Consider the following 18,572-nt stretch of genomic DNA (forward strand, 5'->3'; position numbering starts at 1 on the left):
TGGGTGAACGGGGGTTAACATGCTCGACAGCGACGCTGCTACTCGGAGGTAACATACCGTGGACTCGAGCTTCGGCACCTACCAGCTGGCCGAGGAGCATGACGCGCTCCGCGAAGCGGTGCGGGCCTTGGCGGACAAGGAGATCGCGCCCTACGCGGCCGCGGTCGACGAGGACGAGCGCTACCCGATCGAGGCGCACGAAGCCCTGGTGAAGGCCGGCTTCGCCGCCGTGCACGTGCCCGATGCCTACGACGGCCAGGGCGCCGACTCGGTCGCCACCTGCATCGTGATCGAAGAGGTCGCCCGTGCCTGCGCCTCCTCCTCGCTGATCCCCGCGGTGAACAAGCTCGGCACCATGCCGATCCTGCTGTCGGCGTCGGAGGAATTGAAGAAGCAGGTCATGCCCAGCATCGCCAGCGGCGAGGCGAGCGCCAGCTACGCGCTGAGCGAGCGCGAGGCCGGTTCGGACGCGGCAGGCATGCGCACCCGCGCCCGCCTGGACGGCGACAACTGGGTCATCAACGGCACCAAGTGCTGGATCACCAACGCGGCCAAGTCCACCTGGTTCACCGTCATGGCGGTCACCGAACCAGGCAAGGGCGCCAACGGCATCTCCGCCTTCGTGGTGCACAAGGACGACCCCGGCTTCGAGGTCGGCCCGAAGGAGCGCAAGCTCGGCATCAAGGGCTCGCCCACCAACGAGATCTACTTCACCGACTGCACCATCCCCGCCGACCGCATCATCGGCGACCCCGGCACCGGCTTCAAGACCGCCCTGCGCACCCTGGACCACACCCGCCCGACCATCGGCGCCCAGGCCGTCGGCATCGCCCAGGGCGCGTTGGACGCGGCACTGGGTTATGTCAAGGAGCGCAAGCAGTTCGGCAAGTCGATCAGTGACTTCCAGGGCGTCCAGTTCATGCTCGCCGACATGGCCATGAAGGTCGAAGCCGCCCGCCACATGGTCTATGTCGCCGCCGCCCGAGCCGAACGCGGCGAACCCAACCTCGGCTTCATCTCCGCCGCCGCCAAGTGCTTCGCCAGCGACGTCGCCATGGAGGTCACCACCGACGCGGTGCAGCTCTTCGGCGGCGCCGGCTACACCAGGGACTTCCCGGTGGAACGGATGATGCGCGACGCCAAGATCACCCAGATCTACGAGGGCACCAACCAGATCCAGCGGGTCGTGATGAGCCGGGCCCTGCTCAAGGGCTGAGTGGTTCGGCGGCTGACCGGTCATAGGCCGCCTGGGTGTTTCGACAGCCAGGCGGCGTGCCGGTCGCGTAGGGCGTCGCGGTCGGCGGTGCTGGGCAGGAAGATGTCCTGGCCGCCGTCGTAAGGGTGGTGCAGGCGGGTCAGGTCCAGGCTCATGATCAGTGCCCCGGCGTGCTGGTCGTCGGCCGCCGCGCGCAGTAGTTCGTCCAGGCAGCCTGGCCGCCAGGACACCCGGCTCAGGTAGAGGTGGGTGTAGGCGCGGTACTCGGGGTCGTTGTCGGTGCAGACCGAGGTCCAGTGTTCGGCGCCCGGGTGCCAGGCGGCGTGGTCGGCGGGGCGGGGGTCCGGGGCGGGGCGGTCGTTCCAGTCCGGGGTGAGCAGGTAGACGTCCTCGCCGGCGAACAGTTCGTCGAGCACGGTGTTGTAGCGGTGCAACAGGATCTCGTACTCGGCCGGGGTTTCGGCGTAGCGCTGGGACTTGGGCAGGCTGTGGAAGCGGACCCAGCGTTCGCGGTGCGGGCCGCGCAGTTCGTGGCCGATCGGGTCGCAGGGGTGCCACTGCTCGTGCCAGCAGCGGAGTAGGTCCTCGGGGATGGTCACAGCGCCGCCAGCCAGGTCAGGTACCAGTCGTGGAAGTTCGCGGCGGAGCCAGCGCCGGAGTTCGGGTCGAGCCAGATCCGGCCGCGGGACGGGCCGGTGAGCACCAGATGGTGGTAGTGGTCGCAGCCGATCTCGGCGATTTCCAGGGTGCCGCCGGGGCTGGGTTCGGTCTCGCCAAGGGGATGCACGCCGTAGTCGGGGCCCGCGCCGCCGTTGCCGACCTGGAGCAGGAAGGTCCGGTAGTCCTCGGGCAGGGTGATCCCGTGCTGGGCCTCGAATCCGGCCACGGCGGCTTCGGACAGGACCGGGTGCAGTGTGTAGTCGCCTGCCGGGTCCTTGGCGGCCGCGGCGGTGAGGGTGGCGCGGATGTGATCGGCGTTCCAGGTGGTCATGAGCGGGCCAGCCAGGTCAGGTACCAGTCGCGGAAGTCGCCGTTCGGGGTCAGGCCACCGTCACTGCCCAGGTCGTCGAACCAGACCTGGCCGCGGGCGGGGCCGGAGACGATCAGGCGGTGGTAGGCGCCGCAGCCGAATTCGCCGATGACCAGGGAGCCGGTGACCCAGGCGTCGTCGTAGTCCTGCTCCGGGGGCAGTGGCTCGGGCACGGCCGGGTTGTAGTGCTCGGTGTGCGGGAACGGGGTGGCCAGGAAGCCGCGGGTGTTGTGCTGCTCGACGACGTAGCCGGGCAGCAGGGGGTCCTCCAGGCGGAACAGGCCGTGGTGCGGACCCGCGCCGCCGTGGCCGACCTGGCACAGGAAGTCGCGGTAGTTCGCGGGCAGGCGGATGCCGTGGCGGTGCTCGAAGTCCTGGATCCCGGACTCGGACAGCGGTGGGCCGAGGCGGTGCCGGTGGCGGGCGGCGCCGAGGGCGGTGTTGCCCGGGTCGGCGGTGGCCGCGGCGGCCAGGGCCGAGTGGATCTCTTCGGCGTTCCAGGTGGTCATGAGCGGGCCTGTCGGTTGTCGGTGGTGTGGTTGGCCGGGCAGGCCGGGTGTAGGTCGTGGAAGTCGCCGGGCGGGGGAGCGGTGGCCGCGGGGTTGTTGGGCGCGGTGTGTGGGAGCGGGGTGGCCGGGAAGCCGGAGTGCGGTGCTGGTCGGCGGCGTGGCCGGGCAAGTGGGGACTGGGGATCTGGGGGCTGGTCGACGGTGCGGGCGGGCGGTTGGGGTGCGGTGCTGATTGATCACCTTGTGGGGCGGGCGGGGCTGCCAAGCGGGGCAGCCGTGGTGTGGGATCGCGTTGCCGTGGCCAGCCTGGCGGAGGAAAGTCGAGGCCGGCCGTGGCTGGCCTGGTACGGGAGGTCGGGGTAGTTCGCGGGCGGCCTGGTGTGGGAGGTCGTGGTGGGCCGTGGGCGGGCGGGTGGCGTGGCTGTGCTCGCAGTTCTGGGTCTCCGGTTTGGGCCGTGGCGGGCCTAGGTGGTGTCGAAGCCTGGGTGGCCGGGGTGGTCGTGAGTGGGGTGGTGGGGGTTAGGGGTTGGCTCGTACCAGGCCGTTCTCGTAGGCGATGATCACCAGCTGGGCCCGGTCGCGGGCGTGCAGCTTGGCCAGCAGGCGGCCGACGTAAGTCTTCACCGTGGCCAGGCTCAGGTGCAGCTCAATTGCGATCTCGTCGTTGGCGCGGCCGCGGGCGATCAGGGTCAGGACCTGCTGTTCGCGGTCGGTGACGCCGGTGAGCGGGCGGACCGGACCTGGGGTGAGGGTGGGGGTGGGGTCGGGGCCTCGGGTGAACTCCTCGATCAGGCGGCGGGTGACGGTGGGGGCGAGCAGGGACTCGCCCGCGGCGATGACGGTGATGGCGCGCAACAGGTCCGCGGGTGGGGTGTCCTTGAGCAGGAAGCCCGCCGCGCCCGCGCGCAGGGCGGTGAACACGGCCGAGTCGTCGTCGAACATGGTCAGGACCAGGACGCGGACCTCCGGGGCCTCGGCGCGCAGGCGGCGGGTGGCCTCGATGCCGTCCAGGACGGGCATGCGCACGTCCATCAGCACCACGTCGGGGCGCAGCTCGACCGCCAGCCGGACCGCCTCCGCGCCGTCGGCCGCCTCGCCGACCACGGACAGGCCGGGCGCGGTCTCCAGCAGCACCCGGAAACTGCCGCGGAGCAGCGCCTGGTCGTCGGCGACCAGCACTCGGATGCCGGTCACGGGTGCCGCCGGTGCGGCAGGGTGGCGTGCACCCGGAAGCCGCCGTCCGGGCCGGGGCCCGCGCTGAACTCGCCCTCGTGCAGGGCAACCCGCTCGCGCATGCCGGTCAGGCCGTGGCCACCGGGACGGGGTTCGCCGCCAGGACCGTTGTCGGTCACCTCGATCGTCACCGCCTCGCCAGTGTTGATGACGCTGACCCGGCAGTCCGCCGGGGCCGCGTGCCGGATCACATTGGTCACCGCCTCCTGCACGATCCGCAGCACGGCAGGCCGCACCGCCTCGGGTAACTCCGCCATCGGCACCGCGGCCTCGATCCGCACCCCGGCACCACCGGCCTGCTCGAACAACTCGTCCAGGTCCGGCGGATCCGGGTCCTCGGCGCGCAGCACGCCGAGCAGCCGCCGGGTCTGGGCGAGGGCCTCCTTGCTGGTCGCCTCGATCACCCGCAGCGCGTCCCTGGTCTCCTCCGGCCGGGTCTCGGCCACGAAGTTGGCCACCGCGGCCTTCACCGCGATCAGCCCCATCCCGTGCGCCACCACGTCGTGCAACTCCCTGGCGATCCGTAATCGCTCGTCCAGCCGGATCTGCCGGGCCTGCTGGGCGGCCAGCAGGCCCGCCTGCCGTCGCCGCTGCCGCACCGCGTCCCCGGCCAGCCAGGCCAGCACGCACAGTCCCGCCGCGACCGGCCCGAACACCCAGCCCAGCGGTAACCACAACGCGCCGAGCCCGGCCGCGACCAGGCACAGGGCCAGCACGCGCAGCGAGTCTCGCCGCGACCACCGGGTGCTGCCCACGTAGAGCACCAGTGCCACCGTGACGAACGGATCCCACAGCAGTCCGGTGAGCGCGATCGCCACCGCGATCCCCAGGCACGGCAACGGCCATCGCCTGCGCAGCGCCACCGCCGTGCCGGCGAGCAGCGCGGCCGCGGTGGCCAGCAGCATGGTCGGCACCTGGTTCGCCTTGGCCAGCCACAGGTTCCCGGCCACGCCGAAGTTGGCGGCGGCCAGCAGCAACCCGGCGAGCACGTCCAGCAGGACCAGGTGACGGCGTGGGGTGGGTGGGGGCATGGGGAGCACGCTAATCCGCGGACGGGGATCTGGGATCAGCCCAGGGTGGATCAGACCCAGGTATGACCTGGCGGTCAAAGGTGTCCATTGTGGTCCGATCCGCGGCGGCCGCCCGCACGGCACGGTGGTGCCATGACCACGCAGCCCCAACAGTTTCCCGGCCGCTGGCTCGGCGGGATCAGCCTGGTACTCGGCCCCGCGCTGCTGCTCGCCGGTGTGCTGACCCGCTTCGGCGTGTACTTCTTCTTCCCGGCCCAGCTCGCCGGTTACGCCGCCGAACCCCTCCGGCTGACCGTGTCCTACAGCCTGGTCGCGGCCGGGCTGGTGCTGCTGTGCCCGGCCGTGCTCGCGCTGTCCGCCCGGATCGGCAACGCCTGGGGCGCGTTCGGCACCGCCTTCGTGCTGATCGGTTTGTTCGCCCGCGTCTTCCACGCCGGCGTCGACCACCTGGCCTTCCGACTGGTCGACTCGCGGCAGTCGGCCGTGGCCACCGAGGTGGTCGCGGCCGGGTACGGCGTGCCGCACGTGTTCAGCGTCACCGCGGCCGCGGCGGTGTTCGGCTGGCCGCTGCTGGCCTTCGGCGCCTACCGGGCCGGGGTGTTCGGGCCATTAGGCGGGCTGGCGCTGGCGGCCATGGCCGCGTTACCGGTTGGCGTGCTCAAGGGCAGCACGATCTCCTCGGTGGTCGCGGCGGCGGCGCTGTGCCTGGCCCTGGTCCCGCTCGGGGTGCGGGTGCTGCGCACCGGCGGGCGGCCGGACCGCGCGGGCATGGTCAAGTTCGCCGCGGTGGTGGTAGGCGCGGCCGGCCTTGGCTGGCTCTCCACCATGGGCTGACCACCGTAATTCGCACGGATGTTTCGTCGCGCACCTATTCCGGTAACCTACGACTGCATTGACGCGCAAGTATTTCCCTGGACATGGGATGAGCTGACGGAATGACCCTTCTTTCGTAGGGGGTTTCCTGTCTGTTTCCTGTTGGAAAGCGCCATCCCGTAGGTGGTTCCAAGTTGAACCAGTACTTTCGGCGGTACTGGGGATCTCCGGCGCTGACGGCGGCGCCGGAACTGGAAGGAGTCAAGTCAATGCAGCCACTTCGGGATCTCACCCTGCTGCTGGGGCGGGTCGTCGTCGGCGTGGTGTTCATCTACCACGGCTGGCAGAAGCTCGTCACCGGCGGGATCGACGGGGTTGCGGCAGGTTTCGGGAAGATGGGCATTCCGCTGCCCACGGTGTCCGCGTGGTTCACCGCACTGGTCGAACTGGTCGGCGGCGCCGCCTTCATTGTCGGCATCGGTTTGCCGCTGGTCGGCGTGCTGTTCGCGTTCGTGATGGCGGGCGCTGGATTCTTCGTGCACTTCAAGAACGGCTTTGGCCTGCCCGGCGGATTCGAGTACATCCTGACCCTGCTGGCGGCGGGTCTGGCCCTCGGTTTCAACGGCGGCCGGTACTCCCTGGACGCGGTCTTCGGCATCGGTCAGCCCAAGCGTGAGCGGCAGACCGTATCAGCCTGATTGCACGCTCAACCGAAACCCGCTGACGCATCGACGTTCACTCGCTCGTGTGACGGGGAACTCCGGTACCCGGAACTCCCCTCAACGAGCGAAGGAGCCGCAAGATGGTGCGCTCAGCGGGTTTCGCGTTGCTCATCGGCCGCATCGCGGTCGGTCTGGTGTTCATCCTGCACGGCTGGCGCAAGCTGATGACCGACGGGATGGACGTCACCACGGCCAACTTCGGCAAGCTGGGCTTCCCGGCCCCGGAGTTCATGGCCTGGTTCACCGCGCTGGTCGAGCTGCTCGGCGGCGCGTTGTTCATCCTCGGGGTGGCCCTGCCGCTGATCGGCGTGCTGCTCGCGATCGTCTCGGTGCTCGGCATCCTGTTCGTCACCGCCAAGAACGGCTTCTGGGCCGGGAACGGCGGCTACGAGTACGAGCTGGTACTGGCAGGCACCGCGCTGGCACTGGGCTTCGCCGGTGGCGAGGTCAGCGTCGGCGGCTACTACCGCCGACGCCGTCATCCCGTTGCCGCCTAACGAAGTTCGCGGGTGATCTTCTCGGTTTCCTTGCGGGCGGCGAGTTTGCTCTCGTCCAGATTGACGCACTGGACCAGCGAGCCGCCGCCCGCGAGCACCGCGAGCAACCCGTCCAGCACGCCAGCGTCCGTGTTCCAGTCCACAGTGGACAGAATCCGGTCCTCGGCGCCGAAGCCGAGTTCGGCCGCCCGCTTGGCCGCCAGGTCCAGCAGTTCGTCCACAGTGGACGAACCAAGGGCCGGGGTGTCGCCGGGCACCGGCTCGTACGGCAGGAAGTCGTCGCCGTGCACCCTGGCCTCGGAGATGTAGTCCAGCACGCCCGGCGGGGTGCTGGTCAGTCCGCGGCCCATCGGGTCCAGCGAGGCCGCCGCGACCGTGCGCGCGCCCGGCGCGTCCCCGCCGGGCGCGGTGAAGCACACCTCGGTGCCTGCCGGGTCGAAGCGCACGCTCGCCCCGCACCACCACGAGCCGAGCAGCACCCCGACGGTCTGCCAGTGCGTGGGCAGCAGCACTCCGACCGGGGTGCCTGCCTCCACGTCCAGCTCATCACGCAGCCAGTTGGCGGTCTTGCTCGCCCAGTTGGCCATGGTGGCCCTGGACAGCTCGATCCGGACGCCGGTCGCGTCGTCGTAGTAGGTGATCAGCGGCCGCGCCGGGTCGGCGCGCAGCAGCGGGCGGAACAGCTTCTCGGTGATGCTCATCTCGGCCCCAAACTCAGTACACGCAGCGAACACCGTTGGCGGTGATCGGCTCGTCCACCTCGACCGGCTGCTGCCGGGCGCCGGGCGGGCCGACCGCCCCATCCAAACGCACCGACCCGGCCGCACCCAACCGTGCTGGTGGCGAACTCGGCGGCGGCGCCGAGGACGACGGCGGTGGCTGCGGCGAGGCGGGCGGTGGTTCCGGCTTGGTCAGCCCGGCGACGAAGGACCGCACCTGGTCCCGGTTCACCGTGATGATGCTCTGCCCGCGCTCGTTGCGAGCGCCGACGCCGGTGACCGGGATGGTGCGGAACTCCACGTTGCCGCCGGCCAGCCCCTGCATCTGCTGGGCGAACTGCAGCGGGTCCCAGCCCGAGTCCATCACGATCGACTTCTTCGCCGCGTCCATCAACGCGCCCAGCTTGCCGGGGTTGGTCAGCGTGCCGGAGGAAAGGATCTTGCTCACCACCGCGGCCATGAACGTCTGCTGGCGCACGATCCGGTCCAGGTCGCTGCGGGGCAACCCGTTGCGCTGCCGGACGAAGGACAGCGCGTCGCCGCCGGAGATGGTCTGCGGCCCGGCCCGGAAGCTCGCGCCGGAGTCCGGATCGCTGGTGGAGCGGCGCAGGCACACCTCCACCCCGCCGACCGCCTCGGTCAGCAGGTAGAAGCCGTACAGGTTGACCTCGGCGTAGCGGTCGATGCGCAGCCCGGTCAGCTCCTGCACGGTCAGCGCCAGCGCCAGCCGCCCGGCCTGGTGACCTTCCTTGTCCAGCTTGGCGTGCTCGGTGACGCCCTCGGCCCGGAGCTGGTCGATCTTGCGGTTCTTGCCCCGGGTGTAGGCGGAGTTGATCTTCTCCTCGCCGATGCCGGGCACCGTCGTGTAGGTGTCCCTCGGGATGGAGAAGGCGGTGGCCTTGCGGCCGTCGTCGGGCACCCGCAGCACGATGATGGTGTCGGTGTTCACCCCGCCGTCGTTGGCCTCGGTGCGCAACTGCTTCAACACCTTGGCGGGCAATGGATTGCCCTCGGCGTCGGTGCGGCTGTCACTGCCCACCAGCAGGATGTCCGTCGCACCGTCCTTGGCCTCCGGCGCGTTCGGCGCCTGGCCCAGTTCGTCGATCAGGTTGGTGGTGGTGACGTTGTCCTCGATGCGCGAGACCGTGGCCCAGCTGATCCCGGTCGCGGTGAGCACCGCCACCGAGAGCAACGCGGCCACGGTGCGCACCGAGACCAGGCCCGCGGTCTTCCACCGGCTGCGCCTGCGCGGCACTGGTGGTGACTCGGCGTCGTCCAGCGGCGCCCACTTCTGTTGCGGCCCAACGGCGACGGCCGCGGTCGCGGCGTCCGCGACCGGCTTGGCCGCCGGTTCCGCCGCGCCCTCCGCCGGTTCGGTCGCTCGCTGGTCAGCGGGCGTGACCGATTCGACCGCCGGCGCACCGGCAACGGCGGCCTGCCCGGCCCCCGCCCCCACACCCGCCGCGGTGGCCCGCCCGGCCACCTCGACGGCGTCGTTCCGCTCGTCCTGCTCGGCGACCCGCCCGGCCGCCGTGTCCGCATCCATGTCCCCGGCCGACGCCTGCGCGTCGTCCTGGTTCGGACGTGGTTTCTGCTCCTCCACGTCCCTGCCTCCCTATTGAACGTGCTGGATTTCCCCCGGTCACCAGCCTAGTTCACGCAGGTGACACCGTCCGCCGTGATGGGTTGCTGGCCCGGTGCGGCGGCCGGGGCGACCGAGTCCACTCCATCGAGTGAAACCGGGCCTCGGGCGGTGAACCCGCGGGCGCCGGGGCCCTTGTAGTCCTTGCCGAGGTAGACCTCGACGGTGCCCGCGACCACCTTGGCGTTCTCCTCGACGGCCACGCCGCCCAGCGCCTCGGACACCTTGTCCGCCAGTGCCTTCTCGCCCTTGGCGTAGCGCACCACGGTCTTCGGCCTGGCCGGCGCGTTGTCGCTCTTGCCCTTGGCGAATCCCTTGGCCGCCAGCGCGTCCTGCACCTTGGTGGCCAGGCCGGTGGTGGTCGTGGTGTTGAACACGTCGACCTTGGCGGCCGCCGTGTCGTTGCCGCCGTTGCCGCCGTTGTTCCCGCTGCCTGCCTGGGTGCTGGTCGGTGCGGCGGGGCCGCCGGTGATGAGCTGCTTGGCGAAGTCCTTGACCTTGGACGGGTTGACGCTGAACGCCTCCTGCCCGTCCGAGGTCTTGATCGGCTCACCCAGCGGCATGGTCTCGAAGCTGATCCGGCCGCCCGCCATGCCCTGCATCTGCTGGGCGAAGGCGATCACGTCCCATTCCTTGTCCAGCACGATCGACTTCTTCAGCGCCTCGAACAGGTTGCTCAGCTTGGTGGGGTCGGTCAGCGTGCCGCCGGAGAGGATCTTCTTGGCCAGCCCGGCCATGAACACCTGCTGGCGCACCACCCGGTCCAGGTCGCCGCGGGGCAGGCCGTAGCGCTGGCGCACGAAGGCCAGCGCGTCGCCGCCGGAGATGGTCTGCGGGCCCGCCTTGAAGTTCGCGCCGGACTTCTCCTCCTTGGCCGCCTTGGTCAGGCACACGTCCACGCCGCCGACGGCCTTGGTGATCTCGTAGAAGCCGAGCAGGTTGACCTCGGCGTAGTGGTCGATCTCCACCCCCGACAGGTTCTCCAGGGTCTTGATCAGCACCTTGGAGCCCTCGGTGTTGGCGTCGCGCTCCTGCTCCGGCTTGCTCTTGCTGCTGTTGCGCAGCTGCCGGAGCGCGGCGTTGCGGCCGAAGGCGTAGGCCGAGTTGACCTTGTTCTTGCCGTGTCCCGGCACATCGACGTAGGAGTCGCGCGGGAAGGACATCGCGCTGGCCTTGCTGCCGTCGTTGGGGATCCGGATCAGGATCAGCGAGTCGGTCAGGTGACCCTCGTTGTCGCCTGCCCGCAGCTCCTGCAGGATCTGCTTGGGCAGCGGGTTGCCCTGCGCGTCGACCCGGGAGTCGTTGCCCACCAGCAGGATGTCCGTTGCCCCGTCGGCCGCGATCTCGCCCTGCTGCTTCTTGCCGATCACGTCGTTCTTGGTGAGCCCGCTGTCCAGGTTGTCGAGCATGCCGTAGGCGACTCCGGAGGCCAGTAGCACGGTGGCCGAGCTGACCGCGAGCACGATCTTGGCCACCCGCAGCGCCTGCCGCCTGCCCTGTTCCTGGGCGGACAGCTTCGGCTGCTCGGGCGTGCGCGCCTTGGTGGTCACGGCGGCGGCGTTGGCACGGGTCCGCTCGCCGGGCCGGGCTCCGGCCTGCTCGCGCGGTGCCGGACGGCCGACTCCCCGGTTGGCCGCGCCTGAGTCCGGGGCGAGACGTCGCCGGTCGCCCTGGCCAGCCGGCGGTGCGGGGCGGCGCGGGCGACCCTGGGGGTCACCGGGCCGCGGGGGCCGCTCGTCCAACTCCGTTCTCCTCCCGGTCGATCGGACCAGATTATCTGGGGTCCGGCACCGCGTTCGCGGTTGCCGACATAACGTGGACGCATCAGAAGGTTTCCTGGTTGCTGCTCGTGACAGACTGCGACCGGATCAGCACGAGATCACGCGGCAGGGTTTCGGGGAGGATACGGATGCGGGTACTGGTCACAGGCGGTGCCGGGTTCATCGGCTCGCACTACGTCCGTCAGTTGCTGGGTGGCGCTTACCCGGCCTTCGCCGAGGCGGAGGTGACGGTGCTGGACAAGCTCACCTACGCGGGCACCAGGACGAACCTCGAACCGGTGGCCGACAACCCCCGGCTGACCTTCGTCGAAGGCGACATCTGCGATCCCGAGCTGGTGCGCAAGCTCATGTCCGGCCAGGACGTGGTGGTGCACTTCGCGGCCGAATCGCACGTGGACCGCTCCATCCTGGGCGCGGCCGACTTCGTGCTGACCAACGTGCTGGGCACGCAGACCCTGCTGCAGGGCGCGCTGGAGGCCAACGTCGGCCGGTTCGTGCACGTCAGCACCGATGAGGTGTACGGCTCCATCGAGTCCGGTTCGTGGACCGAGGAGCACATCCTGGAGCCCAACTCGCCGTACTCGGCCTCCAAGGCCAGCTCGGACCTGCTGGCCCGCTCCTACTTCCGCACCCACGGACTGCCGGTCTGCGTGACCCGTTGCTCGAACAACTACGGTCCGTACCAGTTCCCGGAGAAGGTCATCCCGCTGTTCGTGACCAATCTCATCGACGGCAAGACCGTGCCGCTCTACGGCGACGGCCTCAACATCCGGGACTGGCTGCACGTGGACGACCACTGCCGGGGCATCCAGCTGGTCGCCGAGGGCGGCCGGGCGGGTGAGATCTACAACATCGGCGGCGGCACCGAGCTGACCAACAAGGAGCTGACCGGGCTGCTGCTGGAGGCCACCGGCAAGGACTGGGGCAGTGTGACTCCGGTCACCGACCGCAAGGGGCACGACCGCCGCTACTCGGTGGACATCACCAAGATCAGCACCGAGCTGGGTTACGCGCCGAGGGTGCCCTTCACCGAGGGCCTGGCCCAGACCGTGAAGTGGTACCGGGACAACCGCACCTGGTGGGAGGCGCTCAAGCAGCGCGCCGAGCTGGCCAAGGGCTGAGCCGGTGCCTGGACTGGGACTGCTCGTCACCGGCGGCCGCGGTCAGCTCGGCACCGACCTGGCCGCACTCGCGTCCACAAAGGACGGTTGGCTGACGCACGCGCCCGGCTCGGCCGAGCTGGATGTCAGTGAGGCGGACGCGGTCGAGGACGCGGTGCACGGGATCGCCTGCGCGGCCAGGGACGCGGGCCTGCGTCCGGTGGTGATCAGCGCGGGCGCCTACACCGCGGTGGACGCCGCCGAGACCGACGAGGACCGGGCGCTGGCGATCAACGGCACGGGTGCCGGGCTGCTCGCCAAGGCCTGTGCGGCAAGGGATGTGCCGCTGATCCACCTCTCCACCGACTACGTCTTCCCCGGCGACGGCACCCGGCCGTACGAGCCGAGTGACGCCACCGGCCCTCGGTCGGCCTACGGGCGGACCAAGCTGGCCGGGGAACGCGCGGTGCTGGACTCGGGCGCGCTGGCCTACGTGGTGCGCACCCAGTGGGTCTACGGCTCCACCGGCAAGAACTTCGTGCGCACCATGGTCCGGCTGGAGTCCAGCCGGGACACACTGTCCGTTGTGGACGATCAGGTGGGCTGCCCGACCTGGACCGTGGACCTGGCGGCCGGTCTGCTGGACCTGGCTGTGCTGGCCACCGGCCCGAACCCGCCGGAGCAGCGGCTGCTGCACTGCGCGGGCGGCGGGGAGACCACCTGGTACCGGTTCACCCAGGCCATCTTCACCGAGCTGGGCGCGGATCCCGAGCGGGTCAAGCCCTGCACCTCGGCCGATTTCCCCAGTCCGGTCAAGCGTCCGCCGTACTCGGTGCTCTCGCCGAAGTCCTGGGAGTCGGCCGGACTGACCCCGCTGCGCCCCTGGCGGGAGGCGCTGACCGCCGCCTTCGCCGAGCAGGGCGAGCGCTTCCGCGCGGCCTGAGCAACCCCGCGACACCCGCCGCACGTACGGCGGGTGTCGTAGCCGGGGCGTACGGCGGGTGTCGACCGGGGTCGGGGACCGCCTCGGGGGTTGACCCGATGTCCGGCGGCCGCCACCCGATGACGCTGGGGGCATGGCGAAATCCGGGGCGCAGCGGGCGCGAAACCTGTTGGTGTGGCTGCACGTGGTGAGTTCGGTCGGCTGGATGTCGTTGGCGCTGACCCTGTTCGCGCTGGTGACCTACGGCATCGGCGTGGCGGACCCTGGACTGCGGCTGGCCGCGTTCCGGATGGCCGAGGTGCTGGACCTGCGGGTGCTGCAGATCCTGGCGGAGACCTCGGCGTTCACCGGGTTCATGCTCTCCGCGCTGACGCCGTGGGGCTATTTCCGGCATTGGTGGGTGCTGATCAAGTTCGCGATCACCCTGCTGCAGCTCTACATCGGCATCTTCATCCTCAGCGGCAACCTGCACGCCTCGGTGCTGGCCGCGGAGACCGGCGGCCGCGGACCGGCGGTGTGGCTGGCGGTGGCCTCGGCCTTCATGGTGGGCGGAATCGCTTTCCAGGCCTGGCTTTCGGTGGCCAAGCCGGGCAAGCGCACGCCGTGGACGCCGCCGGGCAAGCAGGCCACCGCACCGGTCTCGCACGTCTACGCGGCCGGTGCGGTGCCACCGGTGGCCTACCTGGCCGGGCAGTTCCTGCCCTGGGTGACGCCGTTGCTGATGCTGGCGGTGGTGCTCTGGTACTCGATCCGGCGCGGGGTGAAGCTCCGGGCACTGGCCCGGTAGGCCACGAGGGGCCCGACCGGCGCCCCTGGGGGTCAGGCGCCGGCCGGGCTGGTCAGATGGTCGGCGGGAACATGCCCGCGCGGCCGAGCAGCGCGGGTACGGGCCTGCCGAGGCGCTGGGCGAGCCAGCCTGCCGTGTCGGCCACCGCGATCATGTCCACGCCGGTTGCGATACCCATCCGCTCCAGGGCGTAAACCACGTCCTCGGTGGCGATGTTGCCGGCGGCGCCGGGGGCGAACCGGCAACCCCCGAAGCCACCTGCGGAAACATCGAGGACCCTGACCCCGGCCTCCACCGCGGCGATCGCGTTGGCATACCCAGTGTTGCGGGTGTTGTGGAAGTGGCAGCGCAGCCGGATCCCCGGTGCGGCCGCGCGCACCTCGGTGATCATCGCGCGCACCTGGTCCGGGGTGGCCACGCCGAGGGTGTCGGCCAGGGACAGTTCGGCCGGTCCGGTTCCGGCCACCTTCCCGGCCAGTTCGACCACCGCGGCCCTGGGCACCTCGCCGGCGAACGGGCAGCCGAAGGCCACCGCGATGCCGACCGAGACCGGCACCCCTGCCTCCAGTCCGGCCTTGGTCACCTCGGCGAGTTCGGCGAGCAGTTCGGCCTGGGAGCGCTTTTCCTGCCGTTGCGCGAAATCCTCGGTGGCGGGCAGCACGAACTGGGCCTCGTCCAGGTAGGCAGCGGCCTGCCGCAGCGCCGCCTGGTCCGGCACCAGCGCGCCGTAGCGCAGGCCGGGCAGCCGGGGCAGCGCGCTGAGCACCTGTTCGGCGGCGGGGGAGAACGGCGGGCAGAACGAGGCCGCCTCGATCCGCCGCAACCCGGCCGCGGCCAGGCATTCCACCAGCTCGATGGTGTCCACCGGGGACAGCGCGAGGCCGCCGCCGGCCAGTCCGTCCCGGGGTGCGATCTCGACCAGCTCAACAGCGTCCAAGGACGGCTCCATGTATACAAAGCAAACGTTCGAGCGGAGCATCCAGGCGTTGGCAACTTGTGTCAAGTCGCTGCATCGCTCTAGTTTGCATACAAAATGATGCAGCTTGCATTTCGGAGCGTGACCAGTGGCGCTGGCGGCGGAGAAGGCGTACCAAACCCTGCGCGCGGGCATCCTGGACGGCACGCACCAGCCGGCCCAGCGCCTGGCCGAGGTCGAGCTGGCCGAGGGGCTCGGGCTGTCCCGCACGCCGGTCCGGGAGGCGTTGCGGCGGCTGGAGGTCGAGGGCCTGGTCGAGCTGGAGCCGCACCGCGGCGCGCGGGTGGCCCAGTGGACCAGGGCCGATGTGGAGGAGCTGTACGACCTGCGGATGCTGCTGGAGTCCTTCGTGGCCGCCCGCGCCGCGACCAGGATCGGCCAGGGCGCGCTGGTCCGGCTGGCCCAGCTCCGCGACGTCATGGCCGCCGCGGCGACCGCGGGTCCTGACCAGGACCTGACCAGGGTGGCCGAGGCCAACTACGAGTTCCACGCCATCATCGCCGCGGCCGCGGCCAGTCCCCGGGTGCTGGCCATGCTCACCACGGTGATCGAACTGCCGCTGGTGCTGCGCACCTTCCACGACTACCAGCCCGCCGAACTGGCCCGCAGCCTGTCCCACCACCGCGAGCTGGTGGACGCGCTGACCGAGGGCGATCCGGACTGGGCGGAGGCGGTGATGCGGGCGCATGTGCTGGCCGCGAAACGGGTTCTGCTCCGGGTGTATACCAGGTAGACCGGCGTGGGATGGCGGCGGAAGTCCTTGCGCGGCAGACGCGTAGGGTCCTCTAGGGTCCTGGGACAAGGATGGCGACAGGGTGGGGCACAGGGAGAACTCGGTGGGGGGCTTTCGACTCGGGGTCGACGTCGGAGACACGTTCACCGACGTCCTGCTGGTCGATGAGCGCACCGGCGCGGCCTTCCGCGCCAAGATCCCGACCACCCCGCACAACCTCGCGGTGGCCGTGCTCAACGGCATCCGGGACACCTGCCGCGCGGCCGGGGTGGACCCGAAGCTGATCGGCCATGTGCTGCACGGCGGTTCGGTCGGCAGCAACGCGATCCTGCAGGGCAGCGGCGCGCGGGTCGGACTGGTCACCACCAGCGGCTTCCGCCAGGTGCTGCAACTGGCCCGCAGTTACGCCGCCGAACCACTGGCCCGCCCGGAGGACACCGTCGAGGTGATCGAGCGGATCGGGCCGGACGGCTCGGTGCTGCTGCCGCTGGACACCGGCGCGGCCCGGATCGCGTTGCGCCGCCTGCGCGCGGCCAGGGTGGAGGCGCTGACCATCTCGCTGCTCAACGCCGGGGTCAACGACCGGCACGAGCGGCTGCTGGGCAGGCTGGCCGCCGAGGAGCTGCCAGGGGTGCCGGTGTCGCTGTCCGCGCACGTGCTCGCCGAGCCGCGCGAGTACGAGCGCACGGTCTCCGCGGTGGTCAACAGCTACCTGCGCCCGCAGGCCGCCAGGGCGGTCCGGGACCTGGAGACGGCACTGGCCGCGGCCGGGATCACCGCGCGGATCTCGGTGCTGCGCAACGACGGCAGGGCCACCGCGGCCGGGCACGCCGCGGAACGCCCGATCGCCGCGGTCTCCTCCGGCCGGGCAGGCGGGCTGCGCGGGGCGGCGCACTTCGCCGGACTGGCCGGGTTCACCGACTTCCTCAGCCTGGACCTGGGCGGCAGCTCGGCCGATGTCGCGCTGGTGCGGGACGGGCGGCCCCGGATCGACCGCCAGACCGCGGTCGGCGACCTGACCCTGCGGGCCACCGGCGTTGACGTGCATACGGTTGCCCTCGGCGGCGGCTCGCTGGTCCGGGTCTCCAAGAGCACCATGGAACTGCGCATCGGCCCGGCCTCCGCGGGCGCCCTGCCCGGCCCGATCTCCTACCGCAACGGCGGCACCAAGCCCACTGTCACCGATGTCAACCTGGCCCTGGGCTACCTACCCGAGGCCATCGCGGGCGGCCGCATCCGCCTGGACCTGGAAGGCGGCCGCAAAGCAGTGGCCGCCCTCGCCGACGCCCTCGCGCTGCCCACCCCAGAACGTGCGGCCAGCGAGGTCCTGGCCCTGGTCAACGACAAACTCTTCCGGGCCCTGCGCCTGGTCAGCGTCCGCAACGGTCACGACCCCAAGGACTTCCCCCTGGTCGTCTTCGGCGGCGCGGGCCCCCTGCACGCCAACGCCCTGGCCCGGATCGCCGGCACCTGGCCGGTGATCGTCCCGCCGTCCCCTGGCACGCTGGCCGCCTACGGCCTGGCAGGCACCGAACCCAGCGAAGAGGTGGTGGCCGCCCCCGGCCTGACCGGCGCGGGCCCGGTCCGGCTCCGCGCGGTCCTGGCCGACCTGGTGCACTCCGCGGGCGACCGCCTGGCCGCCAGGGGAGTGCCGCGCACCGACCTGAAGGCCCAGGCCGACCTCACGCTGTCCCTGCCCGGCGGCCGGATCACCGAACTGCTGGCCGACCTGGACAGCTCCGCGCTGAGCGCCGGAGACCCACGCGGTGCCCTTGGCATCGAACCAGAGGCCGAGATCGTGGAACTGAGGGTGATCGTCCGCGGCCCGCGCCCGCCCCTGCTCACCCACGAGCCCCTACCCGGCCGCAAGAACCCGATCCCGGACGCCCTGCTGCGCACCAAGAAGATCATGGTGGACTCGACCCTGGTCGCCGCGGACGTCTACGACCGGACCAAGTTGTTGGCAGGCAACATAATCCCCGGCCCAGCCCTGATCGTAGAACCGGATTCGACAACCCTGGTGCAACCAGGACACGCGGCCAAGGTCCATCCCAGCGGCTGCCTGCTCATCAACCCCGAGTAGCCGAACCAGCCCACCGCAACCACCACCACTTGTTGCGAAAGAGGCGTGGCGCGCAGCGACACGGCGGGTACGCGGCGAGGCGACTAAGACCTGGTCTCAAAACTCAAGGGTGTGTCACTGCGTAACCTGCCGGTCCTGGTCGTCGATCGTGGGCAGTCGTGGCGAAGACGACACAGCAGCGGCGGGTCGAAGACCGGCTCTGGGAGCTGATCGAACCCCTGATCCCGTCCCGACCAGCGCCGCGCGGTCCGGGTGGGCGGCCCCGGATCGATGACCGTGCCGCGTTGGAGGGGATCTTGTTCGTGCTCGACGAGCTGTCCAACATCGACGAGCTCGACTGGACCAGAGGCTGCATCGACGCGGTGTCGGTGCGGTCGAAAAGGGAGGCGAGCTGACCGGCCGCAGCCCCACTGACCGGGGTAAAGCCGGCTCCAAGTACCACGTTCTGTGCGACGCGAACGGGCTACCGCCGCACATCATGTTGTCGGCGGCAAACACCCACGACAGCATGCTGTTCGAGCCGCTGCTGGACACGAACCCGACCGTGCGCGGCCACCACGGCCGGGTCCGCTGGGTCGTCGAACGCACCATCTCCTGGCTGCTGCGGTTCAAACGCCTCGGGCTGCGCTACGACCGGACCGAACGCACCACGCTGGCGCTCCTCACGCTGGCCTGCACTGTGATCAACGTCCGCCGGCTCATAAACCAGGTCTAACGCATCCCCTCACTCGTTTGGGATACATCGGTAGCTCTGTGT

Annotated in this window: 18 protein-coding genes and 1 pseudogene; 10 read left to right on the forward strand and 9 right to left on the reverse strand. The window is 70.7% G+C overall.

From position 1 onward, the window contains the following. Nucleotides 1-58 precede the first annotated feature (58 nt). Nucleotides 59-1,216, forward strand: a complete 1,158-nt coding sequence (locus HNR67_RS09600) for an acyl-CoA dehydrogenase family protein (protein WP_185001705.1) — start codon at nt 59-61, stop codon at nt 1,214-1,216. A gap of 20 nt (nt 1,217-1,236) precedes the next feature. Here the strand turns inward: HNR67_RS09600 and HNR67_RS09605 are convergent, their stop codons facing one another. The 5 genes from HNR67_RS09605 to HNR67_RS44205 form a co-directional block, all read right to left on the reverse strand. Further along, nucleotides 1,237-1,815, reverse strand: a complete 579-nt coding sequence (locus tag HNR67_RS09605) for a DUF3885 domain-containing protein (protein WP_185001706.1) — start codon at nt 1,813-1,815, stop codon at nt 1,237-1,239. Next, nucleotides 1,812-2,207: an SMI1/KNR4 family protein gene (locus HNR67_RS09610; protein ID WP_185001707.1), complete on the reverse strand. Its 396-nt coding sequence runs from the start codon at nt 2,205-2,207 to the stop codon at nt 1,812-1,814. Before HNR67_RS09610 ends, HNR67_RS09605 begins: the two co-directional genes overlap by 4 nt. Next, entirely contained in the window at nt 2,204-2,755 is a 552-nt protein-coding gene (locus tag HNR67_RS09615) for an SMI1/KNR4 family protein (RefSeq protein ID WP_185001708.1), read from the reverse strand. The genes HNR67_RS09610 and HNR67_RS09615 overlap by 4 nt, the downstream gene beginning before the upstream one ends. 519 nt (nt 2,756-3,274) lie before the next feature. Next, nucleotides 3,275-3,949: a response regulator transcription factor gene (locus HNR67_RS44200; protein WP_312986880.1), complete on the reverse strand. Its 675-nt coding sequence runs from the start codon at nt 3,947-3,949 to the stop codon at nt 3,275-3,277. Then, nucleotides 3,946-5,019, reverse strand: a complete 1,074-nt coding sequence (locus tag HNR67_RS44205) for a sensor histidine kinase (protein ID WP_246492484.1) — start codon at nt 5,017-5,019, stop codon at nt 3,946-3,948. The genes HNR67_RS44200 and HNR67_RS44205 overlap by 4 nt, the downstream gene beginning before the upstream one ends. 132 nt (nt 5,020-5,151) lie before the next feature. On the opposite strand from HNR67_RS44205, the gene HNR67_RS09625 reads away from it, so the two are divergent. The 3 genes from HNR67_RS09625 to HNR67_RS09635 all read left to right on the forward strand — a co-directional run bounded on the left by HNR67_RS09625 (nt 5,152) and on the right by HNR67_RS09635 (nt 7,051). Beyond that, complete coding sequence (locus HNR67_RS09625) at nt 5,152-5,853, forward strand: hypothetical protein (RefSeq protein WP_185001709.1); 702 nt, start codon at nt 5,152-5,154, stop codon at nt 5,851-5,853. A gap of 248 nt (nt 5,854-6,101) precedes the next feature. Continuing rightward, nucleotides 6,102-6,530: a DoxX family protein gene (locus HNR67_RS09630; RefSeq protein WP_185001710.1), complete on the forward strand. Its 429-nt coding sequence runs from the start codon at nt 6,102-6,104 to the stop codon at nt 6,528-6,530. A 104-nt stretch (nt 6,531-6,634) separates the two neighbouring features. Then, nucleotides 6,635-7,051, forward strand: a complete 417-nt coding sequence (locus HNR67_RS09635; RefSeq protein WP_185001711.1) for a DoxX family protein — start codon at nt 6,635-6,637, stop codon at nt 7,049-7,051. Here HNR67_RS09635 and HNR67_RS09640 read toward each other — a convergent pair. Genes HNR67_RS09640 through HNR67_RS09650 form a run of 3 tightly spaced genes read right to left on the reverse strand, consistent with a single transcriptional unit; the run spans nt 7,048 to nt 11,154 of the window. After that, nucleotides 7,048-7,752 (reverse strand): TIGR03089 family protein, encoded by a 705-nt coding sequence (locus tag HNR67_RS09640; RefSeq protein WP_185001712.1) that lies wholly within the window; start codon nt 7,750-7,752, stop codon nt 7,048-7,050. The two genes, HNR67_RS09635 and HNR67_RS09640, sit on opposite strands and share 4 nt — an antisense overlap. A 13-nt stretch (nt 7,753-7,765) precedes the next feature. Further along, nucleotides 7,766-9,373 carry an LCP family protein gene (locus HNR67_RS09645; RefSeq protein WP_312986883.1) on the reverse strand — a complete coding sequence of 536 codons (1,608 nt, stop codon included), beginning with the start codon at nt 9,371-9,373 and terminating at the stop codon, nt 7,766-7,768. 47 nt (nt 9,374-9,420) lie between these two features. Continuing rightward, nucleotides 9,421-11,154 carry an LCP family protein gene (locus HNR67_RS09650; protein ID WP_246492485.1) on the reverse strand — a complete coding sequence of 578 codons (1,734 nt, stop codon included), beginning with the start codon at nt 11,152-11,154 and terminating at the stop codon, nt 9,421-9,423. A gap of 167 nt (nt 11,155-11,321) precedes the next feature. On the opposite strand from HNR67_RS09650, the gene rfbB reads away from it, so the two are divergent. The 3 genes from rfbB (at nt 11,322) to HNR67_RS09665 (ending at nt 14,023) form a co-directional block, all read left to right on the forward strand. Continuing rightward, nucleotides 11,322-12,314 (forward strand): dTDP-glucose 4,6-dehydratase, encoded by a 993-nt coding sequence (gene rfbB, locus HNR67_RS09655; protein WP_185001713.1) that lies wholly within the window; start codon nt 11,322-11,324, stop codon nt 12,312-12,314. A gap of 4 nt (nt 12,315-12,318) precedes the next feature. After that, the gene (gene rfbD / locus HNR67_RS09660) at nt 12,319-13,236 is read left to right on the forward strand and encodes a dTDP-4-dehydrorhamnose reductase (protein WP_185001714.1); all 918 of its coding nucleotides are present in this window, start codon (nt 12,319-12,321) and stop codon (nt 13,234-13,236) included. Nucleotides 13,237-13,369: 133 nt separating this feature from the next. Further along, nucleotides 13,370-14,023 (forward strand): hypothetical protein, encoded by a 654-nt coding sequence (locus HNR67_RS09665; protein ID WP_185001715.1) that lies wholly within the window; start codon nt 13,370-13,372, stop codon nt 14,021-14,023. Nucleotides 14,024-14,075: 52 nt separating this feature from the next. Here the strand turns inward: HNR67_RS09665 and HNR67_RS09670 are convergent, their stop codons facing one another. Then, complete coding sequence (locus HNR67_RS09670; protein WP_221489825.1) at nt 14,076-14,960, reverse strand: hydroxymethylglutaryl-CoA lyase; 885 nt, start codon at nt 14,958-14,960, stop codon at nt 14,076-14,078. A gap of 127 nt (nt 14,961-15,087) precedes the next feature. Between HNR67_RS09670 and HNR67_RS09675 the strand changes: the two genes are divergently transcribed. The 3 genes and pseudogenes from HNR67_RS09675 (at nt 15,088) to HNR67_RS09685 (ending at nt 18,530) form a co-directional block, all read left to right on the forward strand. Continuing rightward, entirely contained in the window at nt 15,088-15,732 is a 645-nt protein-coding gene (locus tag HNR67_RS09675; protein WP_185001717.1) for a GntR family transcriptional regulator, read from the forward strand. A gap of 103 nt (nt 15,733-15,835) precedes the next feature. After that, the gene (locus HNR67_RS09680) at nt 15,836-17,815 is read left to right on the forward strand and encodes a hydantoinase/oxoprolinase family protein (RefSeq protein ID WP_185001718.1); all 1,980 of its coding nucleotides are present in this window, start codon (nt 15,836-15,838) and stop codon (nt 17,813-17,815) included. 158 nt (nt 17,816-17,973) lie between these two features. Next, nucleotides 17,974-18,530 (forward strand): annotated as a pseudogene (locus tag HNR67_RS09685) (transposase). Nucleotides 18,531-18,572: the final 42 nt, after the last annotated feature.

Source organism: Crossiella cryophila (assembly GCF_014204915.1).
Taxonomy (GTDB): Bacteria; Actinomycetota; Actinomycetes; order Mycobacteriales; family Pseudonocardiaceae; genus Crossiella; species Crossiella cryophila.

Bases quoted from the DNA above. Each gene is read 5' to 3' on its own strand.
- rfbB (WP_185001713.1), top strand. From the start codon at position 11,322: ATGCGGGTACTGGTCACAGGCGGTGCCGGGTTCATCGGCTCGCACTAC.
- HNR67_RS09640 (WP_185001712.1), bottom strand. From the start codon at position 7,752: ATGAGCATCACCGAGAAGCTGTTCCGCCCGCTGCTGCGCGCCGACCCG.
- HNR67_RS09665 (WP_185001715.1), top strand. From the start codon at position 13,370: ATGGCGAAATCCGGGGCGCAGCGGGCGCGAAACCTGTTGGTGTGGCTG.
- HNR67_RS44205 (WP_246492484.1), bottom strand. From the start codon at position 5,019: ATGCCCCCACCCACCCCACGCCGTCACCTGGTCCTGCTGGACGTGCTC.
- HNR67_RS09610 (WP_185001707.1), bottom strand. From the start codon at position 2,207: ATGACCACCTGGAACGCCGATCACATCCGCGCCACCCTCACCGCCGCG.
- HNR67_RS09630 (WP_185001710.1), top strand. From the start codon at position 6,102: ATGCAGCCACTTCGGGATCTCACCCTGCTGCTGGGGCGGGTCGTCGTC.
- HNR67_RS09615 (WP_185001708.1), bottom strand. From the start codon at position 2,755: ATGACCACCTGGAACGCCGAAGAGATCCACTCGGCCCTGGCCGCCGCG.
- HNR67_RS09635 (WP_185001711.1), top strand. From the start codon at position 6,635: ATGGTGCGCTCAGCGGGTTTCGCGTTGCTCATCGGCCGCATCGCGGTC.
- HNR67_RS09625 (WP_185001709.1), top strand. From the start codon at position 5,152: ATGACCACGCAGCCCCAACAGTTTCCCGGCCGCTGGCTCGGCGGGATC.